The organism is Pandoraea eparura, from assembly GCF_902459725.1.
Lineage (GTDB): Bacteria > Pseudomonadota > Gammaproteobacteria > Burkholderiales > Burkholderiaceae > Pandoraea > Pandoraea eparura.
This window is the reverse complement of the sequence record NZ_CABPSH010000007.1, coordinates 1-23115: the sequence shown is the minus strand read 5'-3', so window position 1 is coordinate 23115 and position 23115 is coordinate 1. Positions and strand designations below refer to the sequence as shown.

The 23115-nt window shown below is 62.3% G+C and carries 22 protein-coding genes; all 22 read right to left on the bottom strand.

Translation table 11 applies throughout. From position 1 onward, the window contains the following. Nucleotides 1-33 precede the first annotated feature (33 nt). Nucleotides 34-417 (bottom strand): response regulator, encoded by a 384-nt coding sequence (locus tag PEP31012_RS14890; RefSeq protein WP_150590120.1) that lies wholly within the window; start codon nt 415-417, stop codon nt 34-36. Between the two features lie 13 nt (nt 418-430). Further along, complete coding sequence (gene motB, locus PEP31012_RS14885; protein WP_150590119.1) at nt 431-1402, bottom strand: flagellar motor protein MotB; 972 nt, start codon at nt 1400-1402, stop codon at nt 431-433. Between the two features lie 12 nt (nt 1403-1414). Next, the gene (gene motA, locus PEP31012_RS14880) at nt 1415-2275 is read right to left on the bottom strand and encodes a flagellar motor stator protein MotA (RefSeq protein ID WP_150590118.1); all 861 of its coding nucleotides are present in this window, start codon (nt 2273-2275) and stop codon (nt 1415-1417) included. Between the two features lie 116 nt (nt 2276-2391). Then, nucleotides 2392-2967, bottom strand: coding sequence for a flagellar transcriptional regulator FlhC (gene flhC, locus PEP31012_RS14875; protein WP_150590117.1), 576 nt, complete (start codon nt 2965-2967; stop codon nt 2392-2394). Between the two features lie 65 nt (nt 2968-3032). Next, the gene (flhD, locus tag PEP31012_RS14870) at nt 3033-3350 is read right to left on the bottom strand and encodes a flagellar transcriptional regulator FlhD (RefSeq protein ID WP_150590116.1); all 318 of its coding nucleotides are present in this window, start codon (nt 3348-3350) and stop codon (nt 3033-3035) included. Nucleotides 3351-3906: 556 nt separating this feature from the next. After that, entirely contained in the window at nt 3907-5118 is a 1212-nt protein-coding gene (locus PEP31012_RS14865; protein WP_150590115.1) for a Bcr/CflA family multidrug efflux MFS transporter, read from the bottom strand. A gap of 104 nt (nt 5119-5222) precedes the next feature. Further along, entirely contained in the window at nt 5223-6941 is a 1719-nt protein-coding gene (locus tag PEP31012_RS14860) for an AMP-binding protein (protein ID WP_150590114.1), read from the bottom strand. 404 nt (nt 6942-7345) lie between these two features. Further along, a complete protein-coding gene (locus PEP31012_RS14855) occupies nt 7346-7762 on the bottom strand; it encodes a F0F1 ATP synthase subunit epsilon (protein ID WP_017233814.1) in 417 nt (138 codons plus the stop codon). Between the two features lie 147 nt (nt 7763-7909). Then, nucleotides 7910-9301: a F0F1 ATP synthase subunit beta gene (gene atpD / locus PEP31012_RS14850; RefSeq protein WP_150590113.1), complete on the bottom strand. Its 1392-nt coding sequence runs from the start codon at nt 9299-9301 to the stop codon at nt 7910-7912. A gap of 61 nt (nt 9302-9362) precedes the next feature. Next, nucleotides 9363-10250, bottom strand: a complete 888-nt coding sequence (gene atpG, locus PEP31012_RS14845; RefSeq protein WP_150590112.1) for a F0F1 ATP synthase subunit gamma — start codon at nt 10248-10250, stop codon at nt 9363-9365. Between the two features lie 88 nt (nt 10251-10338). Next, the gene (gene atpA, locus PEP31012_RS14840) at nt 10339-11880 is read right to left on the bottom strand and encodes a F0F1 ATP synthase subunit alpha (protein ID WP_150590111.1); all 1542 of its coding nucleotides are present in this window, start codon (nt 11878-11880) and stop codon (nt 10339-10341) included. A 50-nt stretch (nt 11881-11930) separates the two neighbouring features. Then, nucleotides 11931-12461 carry a F0F1 ATP synthase subunit delta gene (locus PEP31012_RS14835; protein WP_150590110.1) on the bottom strand — a complete coding sequence of 177 codons (531 nt, stop codon included), beginning with the start codon at nt 12459-12461 and terminating at the stop codon, nt 11931-11933. 2 nt (nt 12462-12463) lie between these two features. Then, entirely contained in the window at nt 12464-12934 is a 471-nt protein-coding gene (locus tag PEP31012_RS14830) for a F0F1 ATP synthase subunit B (protein WP_150590109.1), read from the bottom strand. A gap of 125 nt (nt 12935-13059) precedes the next feature. Continuing rightward, nucleotides 13060-13326 (bottom strand): F0F1 ATP synthase subunit C, encoded by a 267-nt coding sequence (gene atpE / locus PEP31012_RS14825; RefSeq protein WP_017233820.1) that lies wholly within the window; start codon nt 13324-13326, stop codon nt 13060-13062. Nucleotides 13327-13410: 84 nt separating this feature from the next. Then, nucleotides 13411-14259 carry a F0F1 ATP synthase subunit A gene (gene atpB / locus PEP31012_RS14820; RefSeq protein WP_150590108.1) on the bottom strand — a complete coding sequence of 283 codons (849 nt, stop codon included), beginning with the start codon at nt 14257-14259 and terminating at the stop codon, nt 13411-13413. Between the two features lie 69 nt (nt 14260-14328). After that, nucleotides 14329-14832 carry an ATP synthase subunit I gene (locus PEP31012_RS14815; protein WP_150590107.1) on the bottom strand — a complete coding sequence of 168 codons (504 nt, stop codon included), beginning with the start codon at nt 14830-14832 and terminating at the stop codon, nt 14329-14331. A gap of 244 nt (nt 14833-15076) precedes the next feature. Continuing rightward, nucleotides 15077-16162 carry an SLC13 family permease gene (locus PEP31012_RS14810; RefSeq protein WP_246171310.1) on the bottom strand — a complete coding sequence of 362 codons (1086 nt, stop codon included), beginning with the start codon at nt 16160-16162 and terminating at the stop codon, nt 15077-15079. 363 nt (nt 16163-16525) lie between these two features. Next, on the bottom strand, nt 16526-17425 hold the full coding sequence (locus tag PEP31012_RS14800; RefSeq protein WP_150590106.1) for a ParB/RepB/Spo0J family partition protein: 900 nt from the start codon (nt 17423-17425) through the stop codon (nt 16526-16528). A 27-nt stretch (nt 17426-17452) separates the two neighbouring features. Beyond that, nucleotides 17453-18223, bottom strand: coding sequence for a ParA family protein (locus PEP31012_RS14795; RefSeq protein ID WP_150590105.1), 771 nt, complete (start codon nt 18221-18223; stop codon nt 17453-17455). Nucleotides 18224-18448: 225 nt separating this feature from the next. Then, nucleotides 18449-19033, bottom strand: coding sequence for a lipocalin family protein (locus PEP31012_RS14790; protein WP_150590104.1), 585 nt, complete (start codon nt 19031-19033; stop codon nt 18449-18451). Then, nucleotides 19030-19713, bottom strand: coding sequence for a 16S rRNA (guanine(527)-N(7))-methyltransferase RsmG (gene rsmG, locus PEP31012_RS14785; protein WP_150590103.1), 684 nt, complete (start codon nt 19711-19713; stop codon nt 19030-19032). The genes PEP31012_RS14790 and rsmG overlap by 4 nt, the downstream gene beginning before the upstream one ends. A 12-nt stretch (nt 19714-19725) precedes the next feature. After that, nucleotides 19726-21690: a tRNA uridine-5-carboxymethylaminomethyl(34) synthesis enzyme MnmG gene (gene mnmG, locus PEP31012_RS14780; RefSeq protein WP_150590102.1), complete on the bottom strand. Its 1965-nt coding sequence runs from the start codon at nt 21688-21690 to the stop codon at nt 19726-19728. Between the last annotated feature and the right edge of the window lie 1425 nt (nt 21691-23115).

Genomic DNA, 23115 nt, shown 5'->3' with positions numbered 1-23115 from the left:
CGTCCTAACTTGGTTGTGCCATCGACGTCATCGTCATGCGCCTTCGCCGACGAGCGAGCCCACTATGTCGACCAATGCTTCGGGGTCGACCGGTTTGATCAGCCAGCCGCTGGCGCCCGCCTCGCGGGCCGCGGTTTTGTACGCGCCGTCGACTTCGGTGGTGAGCACCAGGATCGGCGTCTGGGCAAACGTGTCGAGTTCGCGCAGCGCGCGAATGAGCGACAGGCCGTCCATGCCGGGCATGTGCTGGTCGGTAAGCACCAGATCGAACGTCGCGTTCGATGCCAGCGCCAGTGCTTCCTGCCCGTCGCGGGCAGTCGTCACGGCATAGCCGGCTTCGTCGAGCGTGGCCGCCAGAATCTGGCGCATCGACGCAGAATCGTCGACGGCGAGAATCGTGTTGCGAAGGGCCTGCATGCGTCTCCTCTTGTCAGTTGGCGCCGGGGGCCGCCGGGGGGGCAGGCGGCGCCGGAAGCTCACCGTTGATGACGGCGTTCACGACGTCGCTTCCCGCGCCGCGCGCGTTCGCGGCGTCGATCGCCGGCTGGTCGGCCTCACGCTTGACCGACTGTTCCGCGCGACGGTTGAGCACGATGATGCTGATGCGACGATTGATCGGGTTGTAGGCGTTATCGCGATCGAGCGGTACGGTAGACGCCAGGCCCACCACGCGCAGCACCTTTTCGCCATCGAGGCCGCCGGCAATCAGTTCGCGACGCGACGCGTTCGCGCGATCGGCCGACAGCTCCCAGTTGCTGTAGCTCTTGTCGCCCTGTGCGTAGGCCGTGGCGTCGGTATGGCCCGACAGGCTGATGCGGTTCGGCACGTCGTTGAGCGACTTGCCGATCTCGCGCAGGATGTCGCGCATATACGGCTGCACCTGCGCGCTCGCATTGGCGAACATCGGCCGGTTCTGATCGTCGACGATCTGGATGCGCAAGCCCTCGGTGGTCACATCGATGAGCAACTGCTTGCGGAACTGCTTGAGCGTCGGGTTGTTCTCGATCGCCTTCTCGATGCGCGACTTGAGTTCGCGCAAGCGTTGCGCTTCGGCACGCTCGGCCAACTCGGCCGACATCGCCTGACGCGACCTGGCCTGATCGCCGCGCGACTGCTGACCATCGGTGCGCGTCGTGTCGGTGCCGCCGCCGGGAATGACACCGCTGTTGTCTGCGGCGTTATGTCCGCCGGTCAGCGCGACCATGAGCGGCGTGCGGAAGTATTCGGCAATTCCCGTCAGCTCCTTGCTGGTCGCGGAACTGAGCAGCCACATCAGCAGGAAGAACGCCATCATGGCCGTCATGAAGTCGGCATAGGCAATCTTCCACGCGCCGCCATGATGGCCGTGCGCGCTGCGCGCGCGGCGCTTGACGACGATGGGCCGCTCTTCTTTCTCGCTCATTGCGGTGACCCGTCAGCGCGCCTTGACCTGTCGTACGTGCTCTTCAAGCTCGGCGAACGACGGACGGACAGTGGAATAGAGTACCTTGCGGCCGAACTCGACCGAGAGTGCCGGCGCGTAGCCGTTCAGGCTGGCGAGCAGCGTGACCTTGATGCACTCGTAAAGCTTGACGGATTCGTTGATGCGGTGTTCGATGAGTTGCGCCAGCGGCGAAATGAAGCCGTAGGCCAGCAAAATGCCGAGGAACGTGCCCACGAGCGCCTGGGCGATCAGCGCCCCGAGCACGGCCGGCGGCTGGTCGGCCGAGGCCATCGTGTGCACCACGCCCATCACGGCCGCCACGATACCGAATGCCGGCATCGCATCGCCCGTCTTCTGCAGGCAGTGCGCGGGCACTTCCCCCTCGTGACGGTACGTTTCGATTTCGTGATCCATCAGGTTCTCGATCTCGAACGCGTTCATGTTGCCGCTGACCATCAGGCGCAGATAGTCGGTGAGAAATTCCATGATGCGAGGCTCGCCGAGAATGCGCGGGTACTGCGAGAACACCGGGCTCGAAGCCGGGTCTTCCACGTCGCCTTCGATGGCGAGCATGCCGTCCTTGCGCGCTTTCGCGAGCAGCACGTACAGGAGCGCCATCAGCTCCATGTACAGCTCCTTGGTGTATTTCGAGCCCTTGAACAGCATCGGCAGCGCCTTCATCGTCGCCTTGATCGCCTTGCTGTTGTTGCCCACCACGAACGAGCCGACGCCCGCGCCACCGATGATCAGCAGCTCGGTCGGCTGAAACAGCGCGCCCAAGTGGCCTCCGCCCATGACGAAACCGCCAAAGACCGATGCCAGAACGATGATGTAACCAATGACGACAAGCACTGCCGGATACCTCTCGCAAAAATACGTCTACGGAAAATTGTCCGTCCTGTTCAGAGGGCTTAACGGCAGACACGCAGGGAAACTGTAGGGGGTGCGACCTCGTGACGTCGGCTTGCCTAGGCGGCCAGCGGAGAAATATCGGTGACCGGCGCCAGATCGGCGGCGTGCGCATGCTTCGCCTTGCGCGTCTTGCCGGCGCGCGATGGCGGCTGGCAAAGTCCGCAAACGTACTGGGCATGCGGCTCGTGGGCGTGCGTGACGAAATGTCCGCCGCAGCGCGTGCACGGCGTCATCTGCAACATCTTGCTGTCGAAGAAGCGAACGAGCGTCCACGCACGTGTAAACCCGAGCACCGCTTCCCAGCCATGCAATTCCACGTGTTCGAGGTACAGCCGATACGCCTTGACGATGGCTTCGATGCCCTGGCACCCGCCGTGCTGCACAAGGTGGCGATAGATATTGTGGAAAAGCGACGAATGGATGTTCGGCAGCCACGTCACGAACCAATCGGTCGAGAACGGCAGCATGCCCTTGGGCGGCGAAGCGCCCTTGAGTTCTTTGTAGAGTTTGATGAGCCGGTCGCGGCTCAGACTCGTTTCGGCCTCCAGCAATTGGAGACGGGCGCCGAGTTCGATCAGCTCGATGGCCAACTGAATTTCACGGGCCTCGAGAACGACGCTTTTAGTACGCATAGACAAACTTCCTGGCAAGACACGCGAAGCGCCGCCTTCAGGGCGGCGTAGCGTGCGTGGCGTACTTAGCCGATTTGCTCGACGGGTTGCCCCGCCAACAGAATCGAAGCGTGCGATTGCTGCATACCGGCGTCTTTCGCACCATGCGTGAGGCTCGAGAGCATCACGTGGTCGTCGAAGCGAAATCGGCACAGCAATTGGTTCGACCCCGCGAACTTGACGAGTTGAGCCAGTGTGAGACTGCCGAGCACGTCGGCCAGTTGGTCGCTGATCCCCAAACGGAACATTGCCGCGGCACGATCCTCACGGATCAGGCGCTGAGCCAGGACGAGATAGGAGAGATTCAGTTCACGAATCTCGTTGAGTGTTTCGCTGTTTCGCATGCGGCCCCCCGGCGCAATGGATGAATCTGGCGTACGACTGCTTATTCCCCCGCATTGTGGACAAGGGCGAAAGAGAAAGAAATCGGAGAAAAACTACGCGACGTAGTGAGAAAACCGGAAGATTTGTGTAGGAGTTTTTCCTACAGGCGGGGGACGAGCGTCCCCTTCGATGCGCTCGGGAGGGCGATCGGTGGCGGTGTGATGACAGCGTCATGACAATGTCACGAAGCTGCGCTTTACTACCTGACTGTATTTCGGCACAAGGGTGTCGAACTTTAGCCATCCTTGCAAAAACTTTTGGGGGGCTTTGCAGGCGGGCTATGCATCGCACTTTGCCTATCGTGCCGGCGCCCTGACAGTCCAATTACAAACTGTTACAGGTGGCGCGACGCGCGGCGAAGGTCTGGGTTGGAAGCGTGCGTCGCCTATCGGTTCCCCGAAAGTCGTCGGTGCCGGCGCCCGAGCGCCTTTCGTGCCCTTGCCTGCGCGGCGTCGTGCCGGCGGCCGATGGCGCCGGGGCTGCCGTGTCGGCGCTGTATGGCGAGGCGAGAAAAGATCAAGCCGGTCCGGCAGCGGGGGGCGCCGCCTGGGCCGCGCGACGAATCAGCACCGTGTGGAAACACCACGACAGCACGCCGCACACGGCCATGACGGCCGCCATCGGCACCGCCGATCGCGCGTGCATCAGGCCGACCGCGGCCCCCGCGCTGGCGGCCGCGAGGAATTGCAGCGCGCCCAGCAGCGCCGACGCCGCGCCAGCGCGTTGATGCTGCCGGTTCAGCGCTTCGGCCACCGCATTCGGCTGCGAAAAGCCCAGGCTCGTGACATAGGCGAAGAGCGGCGCCATCAACCCGATCAGGCCACCGAGCTTGAGCGACGCCACCGCCAGCATCAGCAATCCCAGCACAGCGACCAGGTTGTTGGTCCGGCGCAGTACATCGGCCGGACGCCGCTTGCGCAGCAGGTGAGCGTTGACCTGCGAGCCGGCGATGATGCCGCATGCATTCAGCCCGAACAGCCAGCCGTAGTGTGCCGGGTCGACCCCATAGAGATTGATGAACACGAACGGCGAGCCGGTGATGTAGGCGAACATCCCCGCCTGGGAGACGCCCCCGGCGAGCGCATTGCCCATGAATTCCCGGTCGCGAACGAGGGCGCCGTAGTTGTGCCACGCCGTGGCGAGCCAATGACGGGCCTGCCTGGCGGCCGCGCGCGTCTCCGGCAGCCAACGCACGGACATCGCGAAACACATCGCGCCGAACGCCGTCAGGCCCCAGAAGATCCAGCGCCAGCCAACGAATTGCAACACCTGGCCGCCGATCAGCGGCGCGAGGATTGGCGCGGCCCCCATGATGAGCGTCATGCGCGACAACACCCGCGCCACGGTGCTCGTGTCGAACAGATCGCGCGCCATTGCCCGGGCGATCACGAAGCACGCGCATCCCCCCACGGCCTGAATGAAGCGGCAAACGATCAGTGTCTCGATGTTCGGCGCGAGCGCGCAACCGGCCGACGCGAGCGTATACAGGGCCAGGCCGGCGTACAGCGGACGCTTGCGTCCGTAGCGGTCGGCCAGCGGTCCGTGCAGCAATTGCCCCAGGCCCAGGCCGATGAAGAACGACGCCAGCGAGAATTGCGCTGCCGCGTCGGTCGTATTCAGTTCGCGCGCGATGCTTGGCAGCGCAGGCAGATACATGTCGATCGACAGCGAGCCGATGGCCGACAGAATGCCGAGGACGAAAACAGTGCGGAACGTATGAGCAGGCATGGCGCGAGACCTGGGGTAATCCCGAATGATACGGCATTGCCCTCAGGCGCGCTCAAAAAATAAGCAGAGGCCCGCCGTTGTAGCGGGCCCCGGCCTGACGGCGCTCAGGCCGTCTTCGCTTCGGACAGCCCCAGCGCTTCGACCATCTGCTCGCGCATGACGAACTTCTGGACCTTGCCCGTGATCGTCATCGGCATTTCGGTGACGAAGCGGATGTAGCGCGGAATCTTGTAGTGCGCGATCTGATCCTGGCAGAACGCGCGAATCTCGTCTTCCGTCGCGCTCTGACCCGGCTTGAGAATGATCCAGGCGCACACTTCCTCGCCGTACTTCGCATCGGGCACGCCGAACACCTGTACGGCCTGTACCTTCGGATGACGGAACAGGAACTCCTCGATCTCGCGCGGATAGATGTTCTCGCCGCCGCGAATGAGCATGTCCTTCACCCGGCCGACGATATTGCAGTAGCCCTCCTCGTCAAGCGTGGCGAGGTCGCCCGTGTGCATCCAGCCGTCGCGGATCGCCTCGCGCGTGCGCGGCTCGTCGTCCCAATACCCCTGCATGACCGAATAACCCTTGGTGCAAAGCTCGCCCTTCTCGCCCACCGGCACGATCTCCCCGGCGGCATCGACGAGCTTCACTTCCAGGTGCGGCTGCACGCGCCCGACGGTCGTCACGCGCTTCTCGAGCGGATCAGTCGTCGTGGTCTGGAACGACACCGGGCTCGTCTCCGTCATGCCGTACGCGATCGTGACTTCTCGCATGTGCATTTGGCTGATCACGCGCTTCATCGTCTCGATCGGGCACGGCGACCCCGCCATGATACCGGTGCGCAGAGAGTCGAACTGGTAGAGGTCGAAATCCGGATGATCGAGCTGGGCGATGAACATCGTCGGCACGCCGTGCAACGCCGTGCAGCGCTCTTGCGACACGGCGGCCATGGTCGCCTTCGGGTCGAACGCCTCGCCCGGGAACACCATCGTCGCGCCGGTCGACACGCAGGCGAGCACGGCCAGCACCATGCCGAAGCAGTGATAGAACGGCACCGGAATACACAGGCTGTCGTGCTCCGAGAAGCGCATCGCCATGGCGATGTAACGGCCGTTGTTGACGATGTTGTGATGCGTGAGCGTGGCGCCCTTCGGGTTGCCGGTGGTACCGCTCGTGAACTGGATATTGATGGCGTCGAAGCAATCCAGCCCGTCGGAAATCTCGCGCAGGGTGTCGAGATTGGCATCGGCGCCAAGCGTGACCACATCGCTGTAATTCATCATGCCCGGCGTGACGCCCGAGCCCATGCGAATGATGGTGCGCAACGTCGGCAGCTTCGCCGAGTGCAGTTGCCCGGGAGAGCTCTCCGCCAGTTCGGGGGCGAGCGTGTTGAGCATGTCGAGATAGCGCGACGTCTTGAAGGACTCCGCGGCAATGAGCGCCTTGCAGCCGACCTTGTTGATCGCGTATTCGAGTTCGGCCAGCCGATACGCCGGATTGATGTTCACCAGAATCAGACCGATACGCGCCGTGGCAAACTGCGTGACCAGCCATTCGACGCGGTTGGGCGACCAGATACCCACGCGATCGCCCCGCTTCAGGCCCAGCGTCATGAGTCCGGCGGCAAAGGTGTCCACATGCGCCATGAATTCGCGCCACGTCCAATCCACGCCCTGCTCGCGAAACACGACGGCCTGCCGTTCCGGATACTTCGCCGCCGTCTCGGCGAGCAAGCCGAACACCGTCAACGTCGATAGCGGAATGGTGGTGTCACCCTTCACATACGACAGTCCATTACGAGGTACAACGCCCGAAACTTCCCGGCTTTCCATGCGCTTGTCTCCTGATGCAATGCTGAAGGGGTGAATTACCTTTGCCCGGCGCTCGCCCATGTGAATGGCCCGCCTGTCGTCACGTCGAACGACGGGGGCGCTCTTCATAACAATAGCGCGCCATGCTGACTTGACGTTTACGTTAACGGAATTCCGGTGACGGCACGAGTGGGGATGGCCCTGAGTCGGGAGACGAATACGCGGGGGTGACAGAGGGGCGGCGGAGATGCGGCGCCCGCGGGTGCTGCGGATGCGTCGAGCAAAACAAAAGCCCCACGCACTGGCATGCATGGGGCTTTCGGCAGCAGCGTGGCGATGGACGTCGCGAAGACGCTCACCGTTGCGCTACGGCAGGCATGGCGTGTGGCGTCGACCGTGAGGTCGTCGCCACGGCGATGCCGGAATTACTTCACCTTGCGGAACTTCTGGATCGCCGCGAGTTGGGCGATGGCTTCGGCCAGTTCGGCCTGGGCAGTCGCGTACTCGATGTTCGAATCCTTGTTCGACAGCGCTTCTTCAGCACGACGCTTGGCTTCGGCAGCCTTGGCCTCGTCCAGATCCTTGCCGCGAATCGCGGTATCGGCGAGCACGGTCACCGTACCCGGTTGCACTTCGAGAATGCCGCCGGCCACGAAGACGAAGTCTTCGTTACCCGCTTCGTCCTCGATACGCACCGCGCCCGGCTTGATACGCGTGATCAGCGGCGTGTGGCCGGGCAAGATGCCCAGTTCGCCGGCTTCGCCAGGCAGCGCCACAAAGCGCGCCGGACCGGAGAAGATCTGCGCTTCGGCGCTGACGACGTCTACTTGAATGGTTGCCATAATCGCTCCCGTTGAGTGTGATGAAGCGGCAGGCGCGCCAGTCCGAACGTTGCCGTCCTCGCTTCGCTACCCCGCCCCGCAACAGTCACCTGCCGGCGTGCGGTGGCGTCTCTCGCGAGACCCCGCCGTCGCGCGGCACTCAACCGTTTACTGCATCTTCTTGGCTTTTTCGAACGCTTCGTCGATCGTGCCAACCATGTAGAACGCCTGTTCCGGCAGGTGGTCGCACTCGCCATCGACGATCATCTTGAAGCCGCGGATCGTTTCCTTGAGCGGAACGTACTTGCCCGGCGAACCCGTGAACACTTCGGCCACGTGGAACGGCTGCGACAGGAAACGCTGGATCTTACGCGCGCGAGCCACGGCGAGCTTGTCGTCCGGCGACAGTTCGTCCATGCCCAGAATCGCGATAATGTCGCGCAGTTCCTTGTAACGCTGCAGCGTCGATTGCACGCGACGGGTCACCGTGTAGTGCTCTTCGCCAATCACGTTCGGGTCGATCTGGCGCGAGGTCGAGTCGAGCGGATCGACGGCCGGGTAGATACCCAGCGAAGCGATGTCACGCGACAGCACGACGGTGGCGTCCAAGTGGCCGAAGGTGGTGGCCGGCGACGGGTCGGTCAAGTCATCGGCAGGCACGTACACGGCTTGCACCGACGTGATCGAGCCGGTCTTGGTCGACGTAATGCGCTCTTGCAGCTTACCCATTTCTTCCGCGAGCGTCGGCTGATAGCCCACGGCCGACGGCATACGGCCGAGCAGTGCCGAGACTTCGGTACCGGCCAGCGTGAAACGGTAGATGTTGTCCACGAAGAACAGCACGTCGCGACCTTCGTCACGGAAGTGCTCGGCCATCGTCAGGCCGGTCAGCGCCACGCGCAGACGGTTGCCCGGCGGCTCGTTCATCTGGCCGTACACCAGCGCGACCTTGTCCAGAACGTTCGAGTCCTTCATTTCGTGGTAGAAGTCGTTCCCTTCACGGGTACGCTCGCCCACACCGGCAAACACCGAATAACCGCCGTGTTCCTTGGCGATGTTATTGATGAGTTCCATCATGTTCACGGTCTTGCCCACACCGGCGCCACCGAACAGACCCACCTTGCCGCCCTTGGCGAACGGGCAGATCAAATCGATCACCTTGATGCCGGTTTCGAGCAGTTCGGTCGACGGCGACAGTTCGTCGAACGCCGGCGCCTTCTGGTGAATCGAACGGGTGTGATCCTGTGCGATCGGACCGGCTTCGTCGATCGGACGGCCCAGCACGTCCATGATGCGACCCAGCGTCGGCTTGCCGACCGGCACCGTGATCGGCAGACCGGTGTTTTGCACCGTCATACCGCGGCGCAGGCCTTCGGAGGAACCCAGACAGATGGTACGAACCACGCCGTCACCCAGCTGTTGCTGGACTTCGAGCGTCAGTTCCGACCCTTCCATGGTGAGCGCGTCGTAGATCTTCGGCATGCTGTCGCGCGGGAATTCCACGTCGATAACGGCGCCGATGCACTGTACGATCTTGCCTTCAATCAAAGCAGTACTCATCGCTTTTCCTTTAGATACTCAAATTCATTTCGCCTTGCGGCGCATCGGCCCGTGCCACCGCTTAGACTGCGGCGGCGCCACCCACGATTTCGGACAGTTCCTTCGTAATCGCTGCCTGACGACCCTTGTTGTAGATCATCTGCAATTCACCGATCACGGTCTTCGCGTTGTCCGACGCGGCCTTCATGGCCACCATACGGGCGGACTGTTCCGACGCCATGTTCTCTGCGACAGCCTGATACACGACAGCTTCGACGTAACGCACCAGCAGGGCATCGACGACCGTCTTCGCATCCGGTTCGTAGATGTAGTCCCACGAATGCTGCGCCGGCACTGCGCTCGCGTCATCCGACGCGCCCTCGAACTTCTCGGGCAGCGGCAGCAGTTGTTCGACCACGGCCTCCTGCTTCATCGTGTTGACGAAGCGGTTGTAGGCCAGGTACACGGCATCGAGCTTGCCTTCGGCGTACGCGTCGAGCTGCAGCTTGACCGCACCGATCAACTTGTCCAGATGCGGGGTGTCGCCCAGTTGCACGACATGCGACACCACCTTCGCGCCGATACGGTTCAGGAAACCGAAACCCTTGCCGCCGATGGCGGTGGCCTCGATCTTCAGGCCTTGCGCTTCGATGTCCTTCATCTTGGCCACCACGGCACGCAGCACGTTGGTGTTCAAGCCGCCGCACAGGCCCTTGTCCGTCGTCACCACGATGAGGCCGGCCGCTTTCGCGTCGGCGTGCTTCACCATGAACGGGTGGTGGTATTCCGGATTCGCCTGGCTCATGTGCGCAGCGATCTGACGCACCTTGTCAGCGTACGGCCGGGCATGACGCATGCGTTCCTGCGCCTTGCGCATCTTCGACGCGGCCACCATTTCCATGGCCTTGGTGATCTTGCGCGTGTTCTGCACGCTCTTGATCTTGCCGCGAATTTCCTTCATTCCAGCCATTGCTTACTCCTTGTCTCGGCGCGACGCTCGGTGTTGCCTGAACATCGCGCCTTCCCGGGTCCGTTGAATAGTTACCGATTCAACCGGATTAGTAAGCGCCGGTCTTCTTGAAGTCCTTGATCGCAGCGTGCAGGGCGGCTTCGTCGTCCTTCGAGAGATCTTTGGTCTCTTCGATACGGCCGATGAGCGCGCCGTGGCTGGTCTTCAGAACTTCGCGCAGACCCTTTTCAAACGGCAGGACCTGGGCGACTTCGAGGTCATCCAGATAGCCGTTGTTGGCGGCGAACAGCGACACGGCCAGTTCCCAGACTTGCAGCGGCTGGTACTGCGGCTGCTTGAGCAGTTCCGTCACGCGGCGGCCGCGCTCGAGCTGCTTGCGGGTGGCTTCGTCCAGGTCCGAGGCGAACTGCGCGAACGCAGCCAGCTCACGATACTGTGCGAGGTCGGTACGGATACCGCCCGACAGCTTCTTGATGACCTTCGTCTGCGCCGCACCACCCACACGCGACACCGAGATACCGGCGTTGATTGCCGGACGGATACCCGCGTTGAAGAGGTCGGTTTCCAGGAAGATCTGGCCGTCGGTAATCGAGATCACGTTCGTCGGCACGAAAGCGGTCACGTCACCGGCTTGCGTTTCAATCACCGGCAGTGCGGTCAGCGAACCGCTCTGGCCCTTGATCTGGCCGTTGGTGAACTTCTCGACGTACTCTTCCGAGACGCGCGCGGCACGCTCGAGCAGACGCGAGTGGAGATAGAACACGTCGCCCGGGTAGGCTTCACGGCCCGGCGGACGGCGCAGCAGCAGCGAGATCTGACGATAGGCCCAGGCTTGCTTGGTCAAGTCGTCATAAATGATCAGCGCGTCTTCGCCGCGATCGCGGAAGTACTCGCCCATCGTGCAGCCGGCATACGGTGCGATGAACTGCATGGCTGCCGAGTCCGACGCCGTCGCGGTCACGATGATCGTGTATTCCATGGCGCCGTGCTCTTCGAGCTTGCGCACCACGTTCATGATCGACGAGGCCTTTTGACCGATTGCGACGTACACGCAGGTCATGCCCTTGCCCTTCTGCGAGATGATCGCGTCGATGGCCACGGCGGTCTTGCCCGTCTGACGGTCACCAATGATCAGCTCACGCTGGCCGCGGCCGATCGGCACCATGGCATCGATTGCCTTGATACCGGTCTGCACCGGTTGCGACACCGACTTACGCCAGATCACGCCCGGGGCGATTTTTTCGATGGCATCGGTCAGCTTCGCGTTGATCGGACCCTTGCCGTCGATCGGCACGCCCAGTGCGTCAACGACGCGGCCCTTCAGTTCAGGGCCGACCGGCACTTCCAGAATGCGGCCCGTGCACTTGACGGTGTCGCCTTCCGAGATGTGCTCGTACTCGCCCAAAATCACGGCGCCGACGGAGTCGCGCTCGAGGTTCAGTGCCAGACCGAACGTATTGCCCGGGAATTCCAGCATTTCGCCCTGCATCACGTCCGACAGGCCATGGATGCGGCAGATACCGTCAGTCACCGAGATCACGGTGCCTTCGTTACGGACTTCGGCGCCGCTCTCGAGACCTTGAATCCGGCTCTTGATCAGTTCGCTGATTTCAGAGGGATTGAGTTGCATATGTGCTCCTGATATTCAATTCTTGCCGTCGCAGTCGTATCGCGCCGGCCTCAGGCCGTCAGCGACGTCCGCATAGCTGCCAGGCGGGCGCGCACCGAAGTGTCCAGCACCTCGTCGCCAACCACCACACGCACGCCACCGATGAGCGACGGGTCTACCGTCACGCTCGCGTTGAGCTTGCAGCCGAACTTGTGCTCGAGGCCCTTGACCAGCGAGGTCAGTTGCTCGCCATCGAGCGGGAAGGCGCTTTCGATCGTGGCATCCGCCGAACCGGCGGCAGCGTTCTTCAACGCTTCGAACTGGTCGGCGATCTCCGGCATGGCGGCCAAACGGCCGTTCTCGACCACAGCGGCGACGAAGTTGCGCACTTCGGCGTCGGTCGATTTCACTGCCGCGGCCAGCACATCGACGACTTGCGCCGGCGTGACCTTCGGATCGTCGGCCAGCTTGGCCACTTCAGGCAGCGCTGCCACTTGCGCCAGTTCGCGCACCAGCCCCGACCAGCGATTCAGGTCGCCAGTCTTGGCCACGCGGAACAACGCTTCGGCGTACGGACGAGCGATGGTTGCGAGTTCGGCCATGATCAGAGCTCTGCCTTGAGTTGGTTCAGCAGGTCGGCATGGGCCTTGGCGTCAACTTCACGCTTCAGAATCTGCTCGGCGCCCTTGACAGCCAGACCGGCCACTTCTTCGCGCAGCGATTCACGGACCTTGACGGCCTGGTTCTCGGCTTCGGCTTTGGCGTTGGCGATGATGCGAGCGGCTTCGGCTTGCGCCTGGGCCTTGATTTCGTCGGCCACGGCCTGAGCACGCTTCTCGGCGTCGGCAATACGCTTCGCGCCTTCGTCGCGGGCTTCTGCGAGGGCTTGCGTGGAGCGCTTGTTGGCGGCGTCGAGTTCAGCCTTGCCCTTGTCGGCGGCAGCCAGACCGTCAGCGATTTTCTTCGCGCGTTCGTCGATAGCCTTGATCAGCGGCGGCCACACGAACTTCATCGTGAACCATGCCAGGATCAGAAACACGACGGTTTGCGCGAACAGAGTTGCGTTTATGTTCACGGTGTTTCCTTTCGGTGATGCGAGTCGATTGGCAAAACAGCGCGCCCCATTGTGCCAGCTGGCTTGGGCGCGCCGTTCATGTCCAGTTGGCCGCGCGGATCATTGCGCGACCGGCCGAAAGAAACTTAAGCGAGCTTCGACAGCAGCGGGTTCGCGAACGCGAACAGCATGGCAACGCCCACGCCGATCAGGAATGCCGCATCGATCAGGCCGGCCAGCAGGAACATCTTCGTTTGCAGCGGGTTCATCAGCTCGGGCTGACGGGCGCACGCTTCGATGTACTTACCGCCCATCAGCGCGATACCCAGGCAGGCGCCGATAGCACCCAGACCGATGATGATGCCGATAGCGATGGCGGTCAGACCCTGGATGTTGGCGATGAAAGCTTGCATGATTACTCCTTTTGGTTAGAGACTTGAAACTTTAAATTTGAAAAACTGAAAAACCGGGAAACGCGTGACTACCGCAACAACCGATCAGTGATGGTCGTGCGCCTGGCCGATATACACCAGCGTGAGCATCATCATGATGAACGCCTGGAGCAACACGATCAGGATGTGGAAAATCGCCCATGCGGTGCCGGCAATGATGTGACCGACAAAACCCAGCACCGACGCATCTGCGCCAAAGCTCCAGATACCGCCCAGCAGAGCGATCAGCAGGAACAGCAGTTCGCCGGCGTACATATTGCCGAACAGTCGCATACCGAGCGACACGGTCTTGGCACAGAATTCGATGAGGTTGAGCAGCAGGTTCGGGATCCACAGCAGGAAGTGGTTACCGAACGGTGCCGTGAACAGCTCGTGCATGAAACCGCCCGCGCCCTTGATCTTGAAGCTGTAGTACAGCATCAGGATCAGCACGCCGACGGAAATACCGAGCGTGCCGTTCAGATCGGCCGTCGGCACGATGCGGTGATGGGTAATGATGCCGCTCAGGCCAACCCACTCGATCACGCGCGAGGGCAGGTCGACAGGCAGCAAGTCCAGCGAGTTCATGAGGGCGACCCAAACGAACACGGTCAGCGCCAGCGGGGCGATGAAGGCACGGTTGCCGTGCACGATGCTCTTCGACTGGTCTTCCACCATCTCGACGAGCATTTCGACCGCGCCCTGGAAACGGCCCGGCACACCCGAGGATGCCTTACGAGCCGCCAACCAAAGCAGGAAGCAGCCCAAAACGCCCATCGCGATCGACCAGAACATCGTGTCCCAGTTGATGATCGAGAAATCGACGATCTTGGTTTGCGTCGAGCTCGCAAGGTTTTGCAGGTGGTGCGAAATGTACTCCGACGGGCTCGGAGCGTGGCCGGCTTCTACTGACATAGCGATCAAACACCCAATTATGAAAATCCGCACACGGTAGCATGTCGACGCGAGAGCGGATTCTCACCGCTACTTCAGTGCCATCGCAAGCCAATAGACTTTGAGCGTCAGCACGAAGGTGACCAGCAACGCTATCCAGTGAACCCCTGGGTAACCGAACGCTATGGCCACAAACAACGCAATCGTCGTTGCTACCTTGACCGCTTCCCCCACCAACAGCGAACCGACGGAGAGGCGATCACCTGACATTCTTAACCGCAGCGCAAACAGTGCGCCCGGCAACCAACCGATCATTCCGCCCAGCGCAGCGGACACCGCCGCGTCTCGTGGCGATGCCGAGAGTAACCACCAGGCCAGTGCCGCAACCAGCGACAACAGTACCTGGGCTCCCACCACCCTGAATGGCGTCACACGCGATGCGCGCCCCACATCGGGACCGAACAGGCGCTCAGCCTGCGCACGTGTGAGCGGAACGATTGTTTCTTGCGCCTGCTCGTCGTCCCAGACCTCTGATGTTGCGCGTGCCGGCGCTTGCGGTTTCGGTTCCAAGTTCGACCGTTTTTCGTCGGTCATCTCGTAGCCTCCCCGCCCGACTCGTGCAAAACGAATGGGCTCTTCAAGCAGATAAATCCGCGAGATTTTACGGGAAATTACGAACCCCAGTCAATCGAAACACACAACAAATTCGCCGAAATTGTGCAGTGCGTGCCCCGATTTGGCGCCAACTCTCAAGGAGCCCGATTTTTCTCATGGTGCAACGCGGCAATCCCGGCAAACGCCGCGGAATCGCTGCAACTTGACGGCGTTCGATGCGCGATTATCCCCATTTGAGAGCGATATACCCGAGGCACAGTGCCACCAGGTAAAACGGGAGCGAGAGCCAATGAAAGCGCCACCAGATCTTGTCCGATTTCGCCATGCGCAATGCAATCAGGTTGGCCAACGAACCGATCGCGAGGCCGAAGCCGCCGACCGCCGCGCCATGTGCCAGCGCCGGCCAGTTGTGGCTGTATTCCGCGAGCAGGATGGCAGCGGGCACGTTGCTGATGAATTGCGACAACACGGCGGCCCCCGCATAGGCCATGCCGGAACCCGTGAAATCCACTTGCCCGAGTGTCGCGCGCACGTCGGGCAACCCGGCCACACCGCGCAGCACCACGAACATCAGCACGAAGATCGCGAGCAGCAGCCAGTCGATCCCGAACACCGCGTTGCGCTTCGCCACCAGCAGTACCGCCGCCACACCCGCGCACGCCCACGTGGCAGCGCCGTGATCCGCCAGCACAACGAACGCCGCGAAGAGTGCCAGGGCGATCCACAGCAGCGGCCAGCGCACATCGTGGGCGGGACCGCGTCGCTGAAAATGCAGTTCGCGGGAATCGAACGCGAACGCGCACGTCACGAGCAACACGGCCATGAGCGCCAGCGTCAGGGGCGTCATCATGACGACGTAGGCGCCAAAGCCCATGCCGCTGTGTTGCCAGAGGAAGAGATTCTGCGGATTGCCAAGCGGCGTGAGACTCGAGCCGGCATTCACCGCCAGTGCGAGAAAGATGATCAGCCGCTCGATTCTCACCGGCGCAATGCGTGCGAGCGACTGCGCGAGCGGCACGACGGCGAAGAGCGCGACGTCGTTGGTCAGCAGCGTGGACAGGGCGGCAGCGAACGCCACCATCAACAGCGCGAGACGTCGCTCGGTGCGAAACGCCCGCAGCAATCGCTGCGCCAGCCAATCGAGAAACCCGCTCTGATCGATCGCCCGCGTGAGCATCAGCAAACCCGCGAGCGTGAGGATCGTGTGCTGATCGATGCGCGCAAACAGTTCGCCAAGGCTCACGGGCCGGGCAATCTGCAACGCAACGAATCCGACGATCAGGATGAGCAGCACCCGATCGCGGCGCACACGCTCGTAAGTTGCATGCAGCGCACGCCATACCCGCGTCGTGGCGGTGCCGTGCGATGACGACGACGCAGGCGTTGCCGGCGTCCCCGACGGGTTCGCTTGGGTAGCCGCTTGGGTAGCCGCTTGGGTAGCCGCTTGGGTAGCCGCTTGGGTAGCCGCTTGGGTAGCCGCTTGGTCAGTTGCTTGGTCAGTCGCCTGGGTAGTCGCCTGAGTCGCCTGAGTCGCCTGAGTCGCCTGAGTCGCCTGAGTCGCTTGAGTCGCTGCCTGAGTGGTCGACTGAGTAGGCGCTTGCTCACGCACCTGCGTCGGCCCCATGGGTTTGCCCGCAGGATCGCTCACGGTAGAACGCTCAGGAGACCGACATTATTCGGCACGAATGCGCGCGAGAATGCCATCGAGCGAATCAAGGCTGCCGAATTCGATCGTGAGTTGTCCGGCGCCCTTGCGGCCGACCTTGATCTTGACGTTCGACGCGAGCAGATCCGACAGCTCTTCTTCAAGGCGCGTCACGTCGCGCCCCCCCTCCTCCGCCGAGCGGCGACGAATGCCGTCGCCCTGCGGCTTGAGCGACGCGTTGACGATGCGCTCCGTGTCGCGCACCGACAGGCGCTTGTTCACCACTTGATTGGCCAGGGTGATCTGCGTGGCCGCGTCGACGGAGAGCAGCGCGCGCGCGTGCCCCATGTCGAGATCGCCCGCGAGCAGCATCGTTTGCACCGGATGCGCCAGATTGAGCAGGCGCAACAGGTTCGACACCGCACTGCGCGAGCGGCCGAGCGATTCGGCGGCTTGCTCGTGCGTGTAATTGAATTCGCCGAGCAGCCGTTGAATGCCTTGCGCCTCTTCGAGCGGATTCAGATCTTCGCGCTGGATATTCTCGATGAGCGCCATCGCAGCGGCGGCCTCGTCGGAAACATCGCGCACGAGCACCGGCACTTCGGCCAGTCCGGCGATGCGGGCAGCACGAAACCGCCGCTCGCCCGCAATAATTTCGTACTTCTCACCATCGACACGACGCACCAGGATCGGTTGCATCAGCCCCTGCGCGCGAATGCTCGACGCGAGTTCCTGCAGTGCCCCCTCATCCATGCGCGTGCGCGGCTGGTACTTGCCGGCCTGAAGGCGTTCGAGCGCCATGACCGACGGTGCGCCCTCGGCGCTCGCTTCGGTCGCACCGTTGTGATTATCGGCGTGTGCGCCGAGCAGCGCTTCGAGGCCTCGGCCCAGGCCCTTTTTCTTCAGTGCGGTGGTCTTGGTCGCCATGACAATACGTTCCTGCGCGAATGCGCCTTACATAGTTTGAATGCGCGCGATCATTTCCGCGCCGAATTGCAGATACGCTTTCGCGCCGCGTGACGCGGGATCGAAAACGACGCCCGGCATGCCGTAGCTCGGCGCTTCGGCAAGTCGCACGTTGCGCGGAATGATCGCGTTGAATACCTTGTCGCCGAAGTGCGCCTTGAGCTGGTCCGAGACTTGTTGCTGCAGCGTGATGCGCGGATCGAACATCACGCGCAGCAGGCCGATCACCTGCAGGTCGCGGTTCAGATTCGCGTGCACCTGCTTGATCGTGTTGACGAGATCCGACAGCCCTTCGAGCGCGAAATATTCGCACTGCATCGGAATGATCACGCCGTGCGCCGCACACAGCCCGTTGAGCGTAAGCAGCGAGAGCGTGGGCGGACAATCGATGAGGACGAAGTCGTACACGTCGTCGACTTTGGCGAGTGCCAGCTTCAATCGCGTGTCGCGGTTCTCGAGCGAGACGAGTTCCACGTCCGCACCGGCGAGTTCGCGGTTTGCGGGCAGCACATCGTAACTCCCGGACTCCGAGCGCTGGCAGCTCGTGGCCACATCGGCACCGTCGACGAGCACTTCGTACACGCTCGATTCGAGCGCGGCCTTGTCGATGCCGCTGCCCATCGTCGCATTGCCCTGCGGATCGAGGTCGACCAACAAGACTCGCTGCCCGTGCGACGCCAGTCCGGCAGCGAGGTTCACCGTGGTGGTCGTCTTGCCGACGCCGCCCTTCTGATTGGCCACGCAGAAAATTTTCGCCATGCCGATGTAGTCCTCCGAATGCTGCCGTGTTGATGCGATTGATGCTGATAGTGCCGATGATGCCGAGAATGAAACCGCTGTGAACGCGCCTCGCTGCCGACGACCGCCGACTTGCCGGGGCCGTGGCGCGCGCGTTTCGGTCCATCCCGCAAATTCGATTACCTGAGTAAAGCTCAGTTATTGCTTGCGCCCCCCCCCGGCGTCAGACACGCCGGGGGGCGGTGCTCAGGGGGCGCTCGCCTTTTGGGGCGTCAACACCAGTTTGTCGGTGTCGTAACCTTGCTTGCGCAACTGGGCCCGCATTTGATTCAGTGCGTTGTCGTCGATCGTCGGCGTCCGCGAGAGGACCCAGAGGTACTCGCGACTGGGTTCTCCGACAGCGGCAAACTGATAGTCGTCGTCGAGCACGATAACCCAGGAGTTCGTCCAAAGCCAGGGAATCCAGCGCAACCAGTCAGGCGCGAACGTCACCTTGAAGCGTGCCGTGCCGGTGCCCTGTCCGTCGGTGCGCGCCAGGCCGGTGTTGCTGACCCAGCTTCCGTCTTCCTTGCGACATCGGTTGGTGACTTCGATTCGACCGTCCGGTCGCGCCACGTACTGCGCAGTCACGTCAGACACACATTTTCGCTCGAAGAAATTCGGGTAGCGTGCTATTTCGTACCAAGTGCCGACGTAGCGCGCTTTGTCGATCTTCGGTACCGGACGCACGCGCGTCGTCAGCGATTCTTGTCCGGATTGCCCCCAGGCGACTGCGGCAACCACCGAAAAACCGACCATGACGGCCCCCGCCCAGCGGGTCATCTTATTCATGCCGTTACCTTCGTCACGCGAAGCAAATGACGCTCAGCGTCAAGAAAGGGGACGTTCAGTGCCAGACGCTCTACCAGTGCGTAGCCCGCGGGCAGCGCAAGCTCGCTCTCGGCTGCCACCCCCTTCATGGCCCAGAAACTGCCGCCGGAAGCGAGCAGGTTTCCCGCGAGGGTGACGAAATCGGTCAGCTCGGCAAAGGCGCGCGACACGATGGCATCGAATGGTGCGCTCACTTCGTTGCCGACGACGAGCGACTCGACGCGGCCGGTCACGACGCTCAGATTGGTCAACTTGAATGTGGCGCGGGCCTGTGTGAGGAATGCCGTCTTCTTGTGCACGATGTCGTTGACCGTCACCTGCCAGTCGGGACGCACGATCGCGAGCACCACACCGGGCAGCCCACCGCCTGAGCCGACGTCAAGCACACGTGAAATCGGCTCACGATCGAGGCGCGGCAGAATGGAGAGCGAATCGAGCAGATGCTTGATGACCATTTGCCGCGGATCGCGGATGGAGGTCATTTGCAGCGCGGCATTCCATTTCGCCAGCAACGCCTGGTAGTCGAGCAGCCGTCGTTGTTGTTCATCGCTGATGGATAGGCCAAGTTGCCGAATACCGTCGGCCAGAAGCACGGCCAGCTCGTTGCCGCCGTTGGCGGCAGTGCGTCGCGAATCGGTCATGAGGTCTCCGCGTCAGGCTGCGTGCGCGTCGCCGTCGGCGGCGGCGGGCGTCGCTTCCTCTGACGCGCGACGGCGTCCGAGCCCCTTTTTGAGGTGGATCATCAGCAGCGAGATTGCGGCGGGCGTCACCCCGGAGATACGCGACGCCTGGCCCAGGGTCTCGGGCCGCTGGGCCCCGAGCTTCTGGCGTACTTCGATGGACAGCCCCCGCACCTCGTTGTAGTCGATGTTGGCAGGCAGCACGGTGTTCTCATTGGCTTCCTTGCGCACGATCTCGTCGGCCTGGCGGTCGATATAGCCTTGGTACTTGGCCGCGATCTCGATCTGTTCGCGAATCTGGTTCGCTTGCAGCGGATCGTCGGACAGCGGCGCTGCCGCGGCAAGTCGACCGCCCTGCACGGCCATGAGGGCGTCGTAGCCAACTTCCGGGCGCCGCAGCAGATCGGCCAGCGAGTATTCGTGGTCGATGGCTTTACCCAGCAACGGCACGGCATCTTCGGCCGGGAAGGTTTTCGGCGTTACCCACGTCGATTTGAGACGTTCTGTTTCACGTGAAACAGCGTCACGCTTGCGGCAGAACGCGTCCCAACGAATATCGTCGACGACACCGAGTTCGCGGCCGATTTCGGTCAGACGCATATCGGCGTTGTCTTCGCGCAGCGACAGGCGATATTCGGCGCGGCTGGTGAACATTCGGTAAGGCTCGGAGACGCCACGGGTGATGAGGTCGTCGACGAGCACGCCGAGGTAGGCCTGATCTCGGCGCGGGCACCAGGCATCGCGCCCTTGCACTTGCAGTGCGGCGTTGATGCCGGCGAGCAGCCCTTGCGCGGCGGCTTCTTCGTAGCCAGTGGTGCCGTTGATCTGTCCCGCGAAGAAGAGCCCGGAGATGACACGGGTTTCGAGCGAGCTGCGCAGCCCACGGGGATCGAAGTAGTCGTATTCGATGGCGTAGCCGGGGCGCAGGATGTAGGCATTCTCCATGCCTTTCATGGAGCGGACGAGTTCGAGCTGTACGTCGAACGGCAGGCTGGTGGAAATGCCGTTGGGGTAGAACTCGTTGGTCGTCAGGCCTTCGGGTTCGAGGTAGATTTGGTGCGATGTCTTGTCGGCGAAGCGGTGAATCTTGTCTTCGATGGACGGACAATAGCGCGGGCCAACGCCTTCGATGACGCCGGTGTACATGGGTGACCGGTCGAGCCCGCCACGGATGATGTCGTGGGTGCGCTCGTTGGTATGGGTGACCCAGCACGGGACTTGGCGCGGGTGCTGTTCGGGGCGGCCGAGGAACGAGAAAACGGGGACGGGATCGAGGTCGCCGGGCTGTTCTTCGAGGACGGAGAAATCGATGGAGCGTCCGTCGATGCGCGGCGGGGTACCAGTTTTCAACCGGCCTTGCGGCAATTTCAACGCTTTGAGTCGGGCGGACAGGCTGATGGCGGCCGGGTCTCCGGCGCGCCCGCCGACGTAGTTGTTGAGCCCGACGTGGATCTTGCCGTCGAGGAAGGTACCGGCGGTGAGCACCACGGCACGGGCACGGAAGCGCAGTCCGACTTGGGTGATGGCACCGACAACGCGCTCGCCTTCGACGATGAGGTCTTCGACGGCTTGCTGGAAGAGCCAGAGATTGGGTTGGTTCTCGAGGCGATGGCGGATTGCCTGTTTGTATAGAATCCGGTCGGCTTGGGCCCGGGTGGCGCGCACTGCCGGCCCTTTGGAGGAGTTGAGGATACGAAACTGGATACCGCTTTCGTCGGTTGCGGCGGCCATGGCCCCGCCCAGCGCATCGACCTCTTTGACGAGATGGCCTTTGCCGATCCCGCCGATGGAGGGATTGCAGCTCATCTGACCGAGCGTCTCGATATTATGGGTGAGCAGGAGTGTCTTACAGCCCATGCGGGCCGAGGCGAGCGCAGCCTCGGTACCGGCGTGGCCGCCACCCACTACGATCACGTCGAACTCGGTCGGATAAAGCATTGTTATTTTGCCGCGTGCGGCAAACTCTCTGGATTCGGTAATGGCGGAATTATAGCGGTATTGCGCCGCATCATTTGTAACTGCCCCGGTGTTTCACGTGGAACATTGGCAAAACGACGGTATTGGGGATGGTTTCACGTGAGACGTTGTTGGGTTGGATGGGTTATCGCTTCGATTTGACGCTGTGAACATGGCTTGACTTCAAAACCCCGTCCTCGGATTCCGCCCTTACCCTCCCTCACCTCCAGGCAGCGGAGATTACCGGCACCCTGCCTGCGCTCCACTTGAAAGTCGCTTAGTCAGGGCACCGGCAATCTCCGCCAGTCCATTGCCCGAATATAACCATCGCCAGAGCATCTCGTCATGTTTCACGTGAAACGTTGTTGGGACGGATCAGCCTTCGCTTTGATTCAGTACCGTGGAGCAGGCCTGCCCTCAAACCCCATCCTCAGATTCTGTCCTCACCCTCCCTCATCTCCGGGCAGCGAAGATCACCGGCACCCCGCCTGCGCTCCACTTGAAAGTCGCTTAGTCAGGGCACCGGCAATCTCCGCCAATCCATTGCCCGAATACAACCATCGCCAGAGCATCTCGTCATGTTTCACGTGGAACGTTATTGGGACGGATCAGCCACCGCTTTGATTCAGTACCGTGGAGCAGGCCTGCCCCTCGAACCCCATCCTCCGATTCCGCCCTCACCCTCCCTCATCTCCGGGCAGCGGAGATCACCGGCACCCCGCCTGCGCTCCACTTGAAAGTCGCCCAGCCAGGGCACCGGCAATCTCCGCCAGTCCATTGCCCGAATACAACCGTCGAAAGAGCTTCACGCCATGTTTCACGTGAAACGTTGTTGGGACGGATCAGCCACCGCTTTGATTCGGTACCGTGGCGCAGGTCTGCCCCTCGAACCCCATTCTCAGATTCCACCCTCACCCTCCCCCGCCTCCGGGCAGCGGAGATTACCGGCACCCCGCCTGCGCTCCACTTGAAAGTCGCTTAGTCGGGGCACCGGCAATCTCCGCCAATCCATTGCCCGCCTACAACCATCGCCAGAGCATCTCGTCATGTTTCACGTGAAACGTTGTTGGGACGGATCAGCCACCGCTTTGATTCGGTACCGTGGCGCAGGTCTGCCCCTCGAACCCCATCCTCAGATTCCACCCTCACCCTCCCCCGCCTCCGGGCAGCGGAGATTACCGGCACCCCGCCTGCGCTCCACTTGAAAGTCGCTTAGTCGGGGCACCGGCAATCTCCGCCAATCCATTGCCCGACTACAACCATCGCCAGAGCATCTCATCATGTTTCACGTGAAACGTTGTTGGGACGGATCAGCCACCGCTTTGATTCAGTACCGTGGCGCAGGTCTGCCCCTCGAACCCCATCCTCAGATTCCACCCTCACCCTCCCCCGCCTCCGGGCAGCGGA

Bases quoted from the DNA above. Each gene is read 5' to 3' on its own strand.
- flhD (WP_150590116.1), bottom strand. From the start codon at position 3,350: ATGCGAAACAGCGAAACACTCAACGAGATTCGTGAACTGAATCTCTCC.
- PEP31012_RS14865 (WP_150590115.1), bottom strand. From the start codon at position 5,118: ATGCCTGCTCATACGTTCCGCACTGTTTTCGTCCTCGGCATTCTGTCG.
- PEP31012_RS14815 (WP_150590107.1), bottom strand. From the start codon at position 14,832: ATGACCGACGAAAAACGGTCGAACTTGGAACCGAAACCGCAAGCGCCG.
- PEP31012_RS14795 (WP_150590105.1), bottom strand. From the start codon at position 18,223: ATGGCGAAAATTTTCTGCGTGGCCAATCAGAAGGGCGGCGTCGGCAAG.
- motB (WP_150590119.1), bottom strand. From the start codon at position 1,402: ATGAGCGAGAAAGAAGAGCGGCCCATCGTCGTCAAGCGCCGCGCGCGC.
- atpA (WP_150590111.1), bottom strand. From the start codon at position 11,880: ATGCAACTCAATCCCTCTGAAATCAGCGAACTGATCAAGAGCCGGATT.
- atpD (WP_150590113.1), bottom strand. From the start codon at position 9,301: ATGAGTACTGCTTTGATTGAAGGCAAGATCGTACAGTGCATCGGCGCC.
- PEP31012_RS14855 (WP_017233814.1), bottom strand. From the start codon at position 7,762: ATGGCAACCATTCAAGTAGACGTCGTCAGCGCCGAAGCGCAGATCTTC.
- atpE (WP_017233820.1), bottom strand. From the start codon at position 13,326: ATGCAAGCTTTCATCGCCAACATCCAGGGTCTGACCGCCATCGCTATC.
- rsmG (WP_150590103.1), bottom strand. From the start codon at position 19,713: ATGACCGATTCGCGACGCACTGCCGCCAACGGCGGCAACGAGCTGGCC.
- PEP31012_RS14835 (WP_150590110.1), bottom strand. From the start codon at position 12,461: ATGGCCGAACTCGCAACCATCGCTCGTCCGTACGCCGAAGCGTTGTTC.
- mnmG (WP_150590102.1), bottom strand. From the start codon at position 21,690: ATGCTTTATCCGACCGAGTTCGACGTGATCGTAGTGGGTGGCGGCCAC.
- atpB (WP_150590108.1), bottom strand. From the start codon at position 14,259: ATGTCAGTAGAAGCCGGCCACGCTCCGAGCCCGTCGGAGTACATTTCG.
- PEP31012_RS14800 (WP_150590106.1), bottom strand. From the start codon at position 17,425: ATGGCGACCAAGACCACCGCACTGAAGAAAAAGGGCCTGGGCCGAGGC.
- PEP31012_RS14790 (WP_150590104.1), bottom strand. From the start codon at position 19,033: ATGAATAAGATGACCCGCTGGGCGGGGGCCGTCATGGTCGGTTTTTCG.
- PEP31012_RS14860 (WP_150590114.1), bottom strand. From the start codon at position 6,941: ATGGAAAGCCGGGAAGTTTCGGGCGTTGTACCTCGTAATGGACTGTCG.
- atpG (WP_150590112.1), bottom strand. From the start codon at position 10,250: ATGGCTGGAATGAAGGAAATTCGCGGCAAGATCAAGAGCGTGCAGAAC.
- flhC (WP_150590117.1), bottom strand. From the start codon at position 2,967: ATGCGTACTAAAAGCGTCGTTCTCGAGGCCCGTGAAATTCAGTTGGCC.
- PEP31012_RS14890 (WP_150590120.1), bottom strand. From the start codon at position 417: ATGCAGGCCCTTCGCAACACGATTCTCGCCGTCGACGATTCTGCGTCG.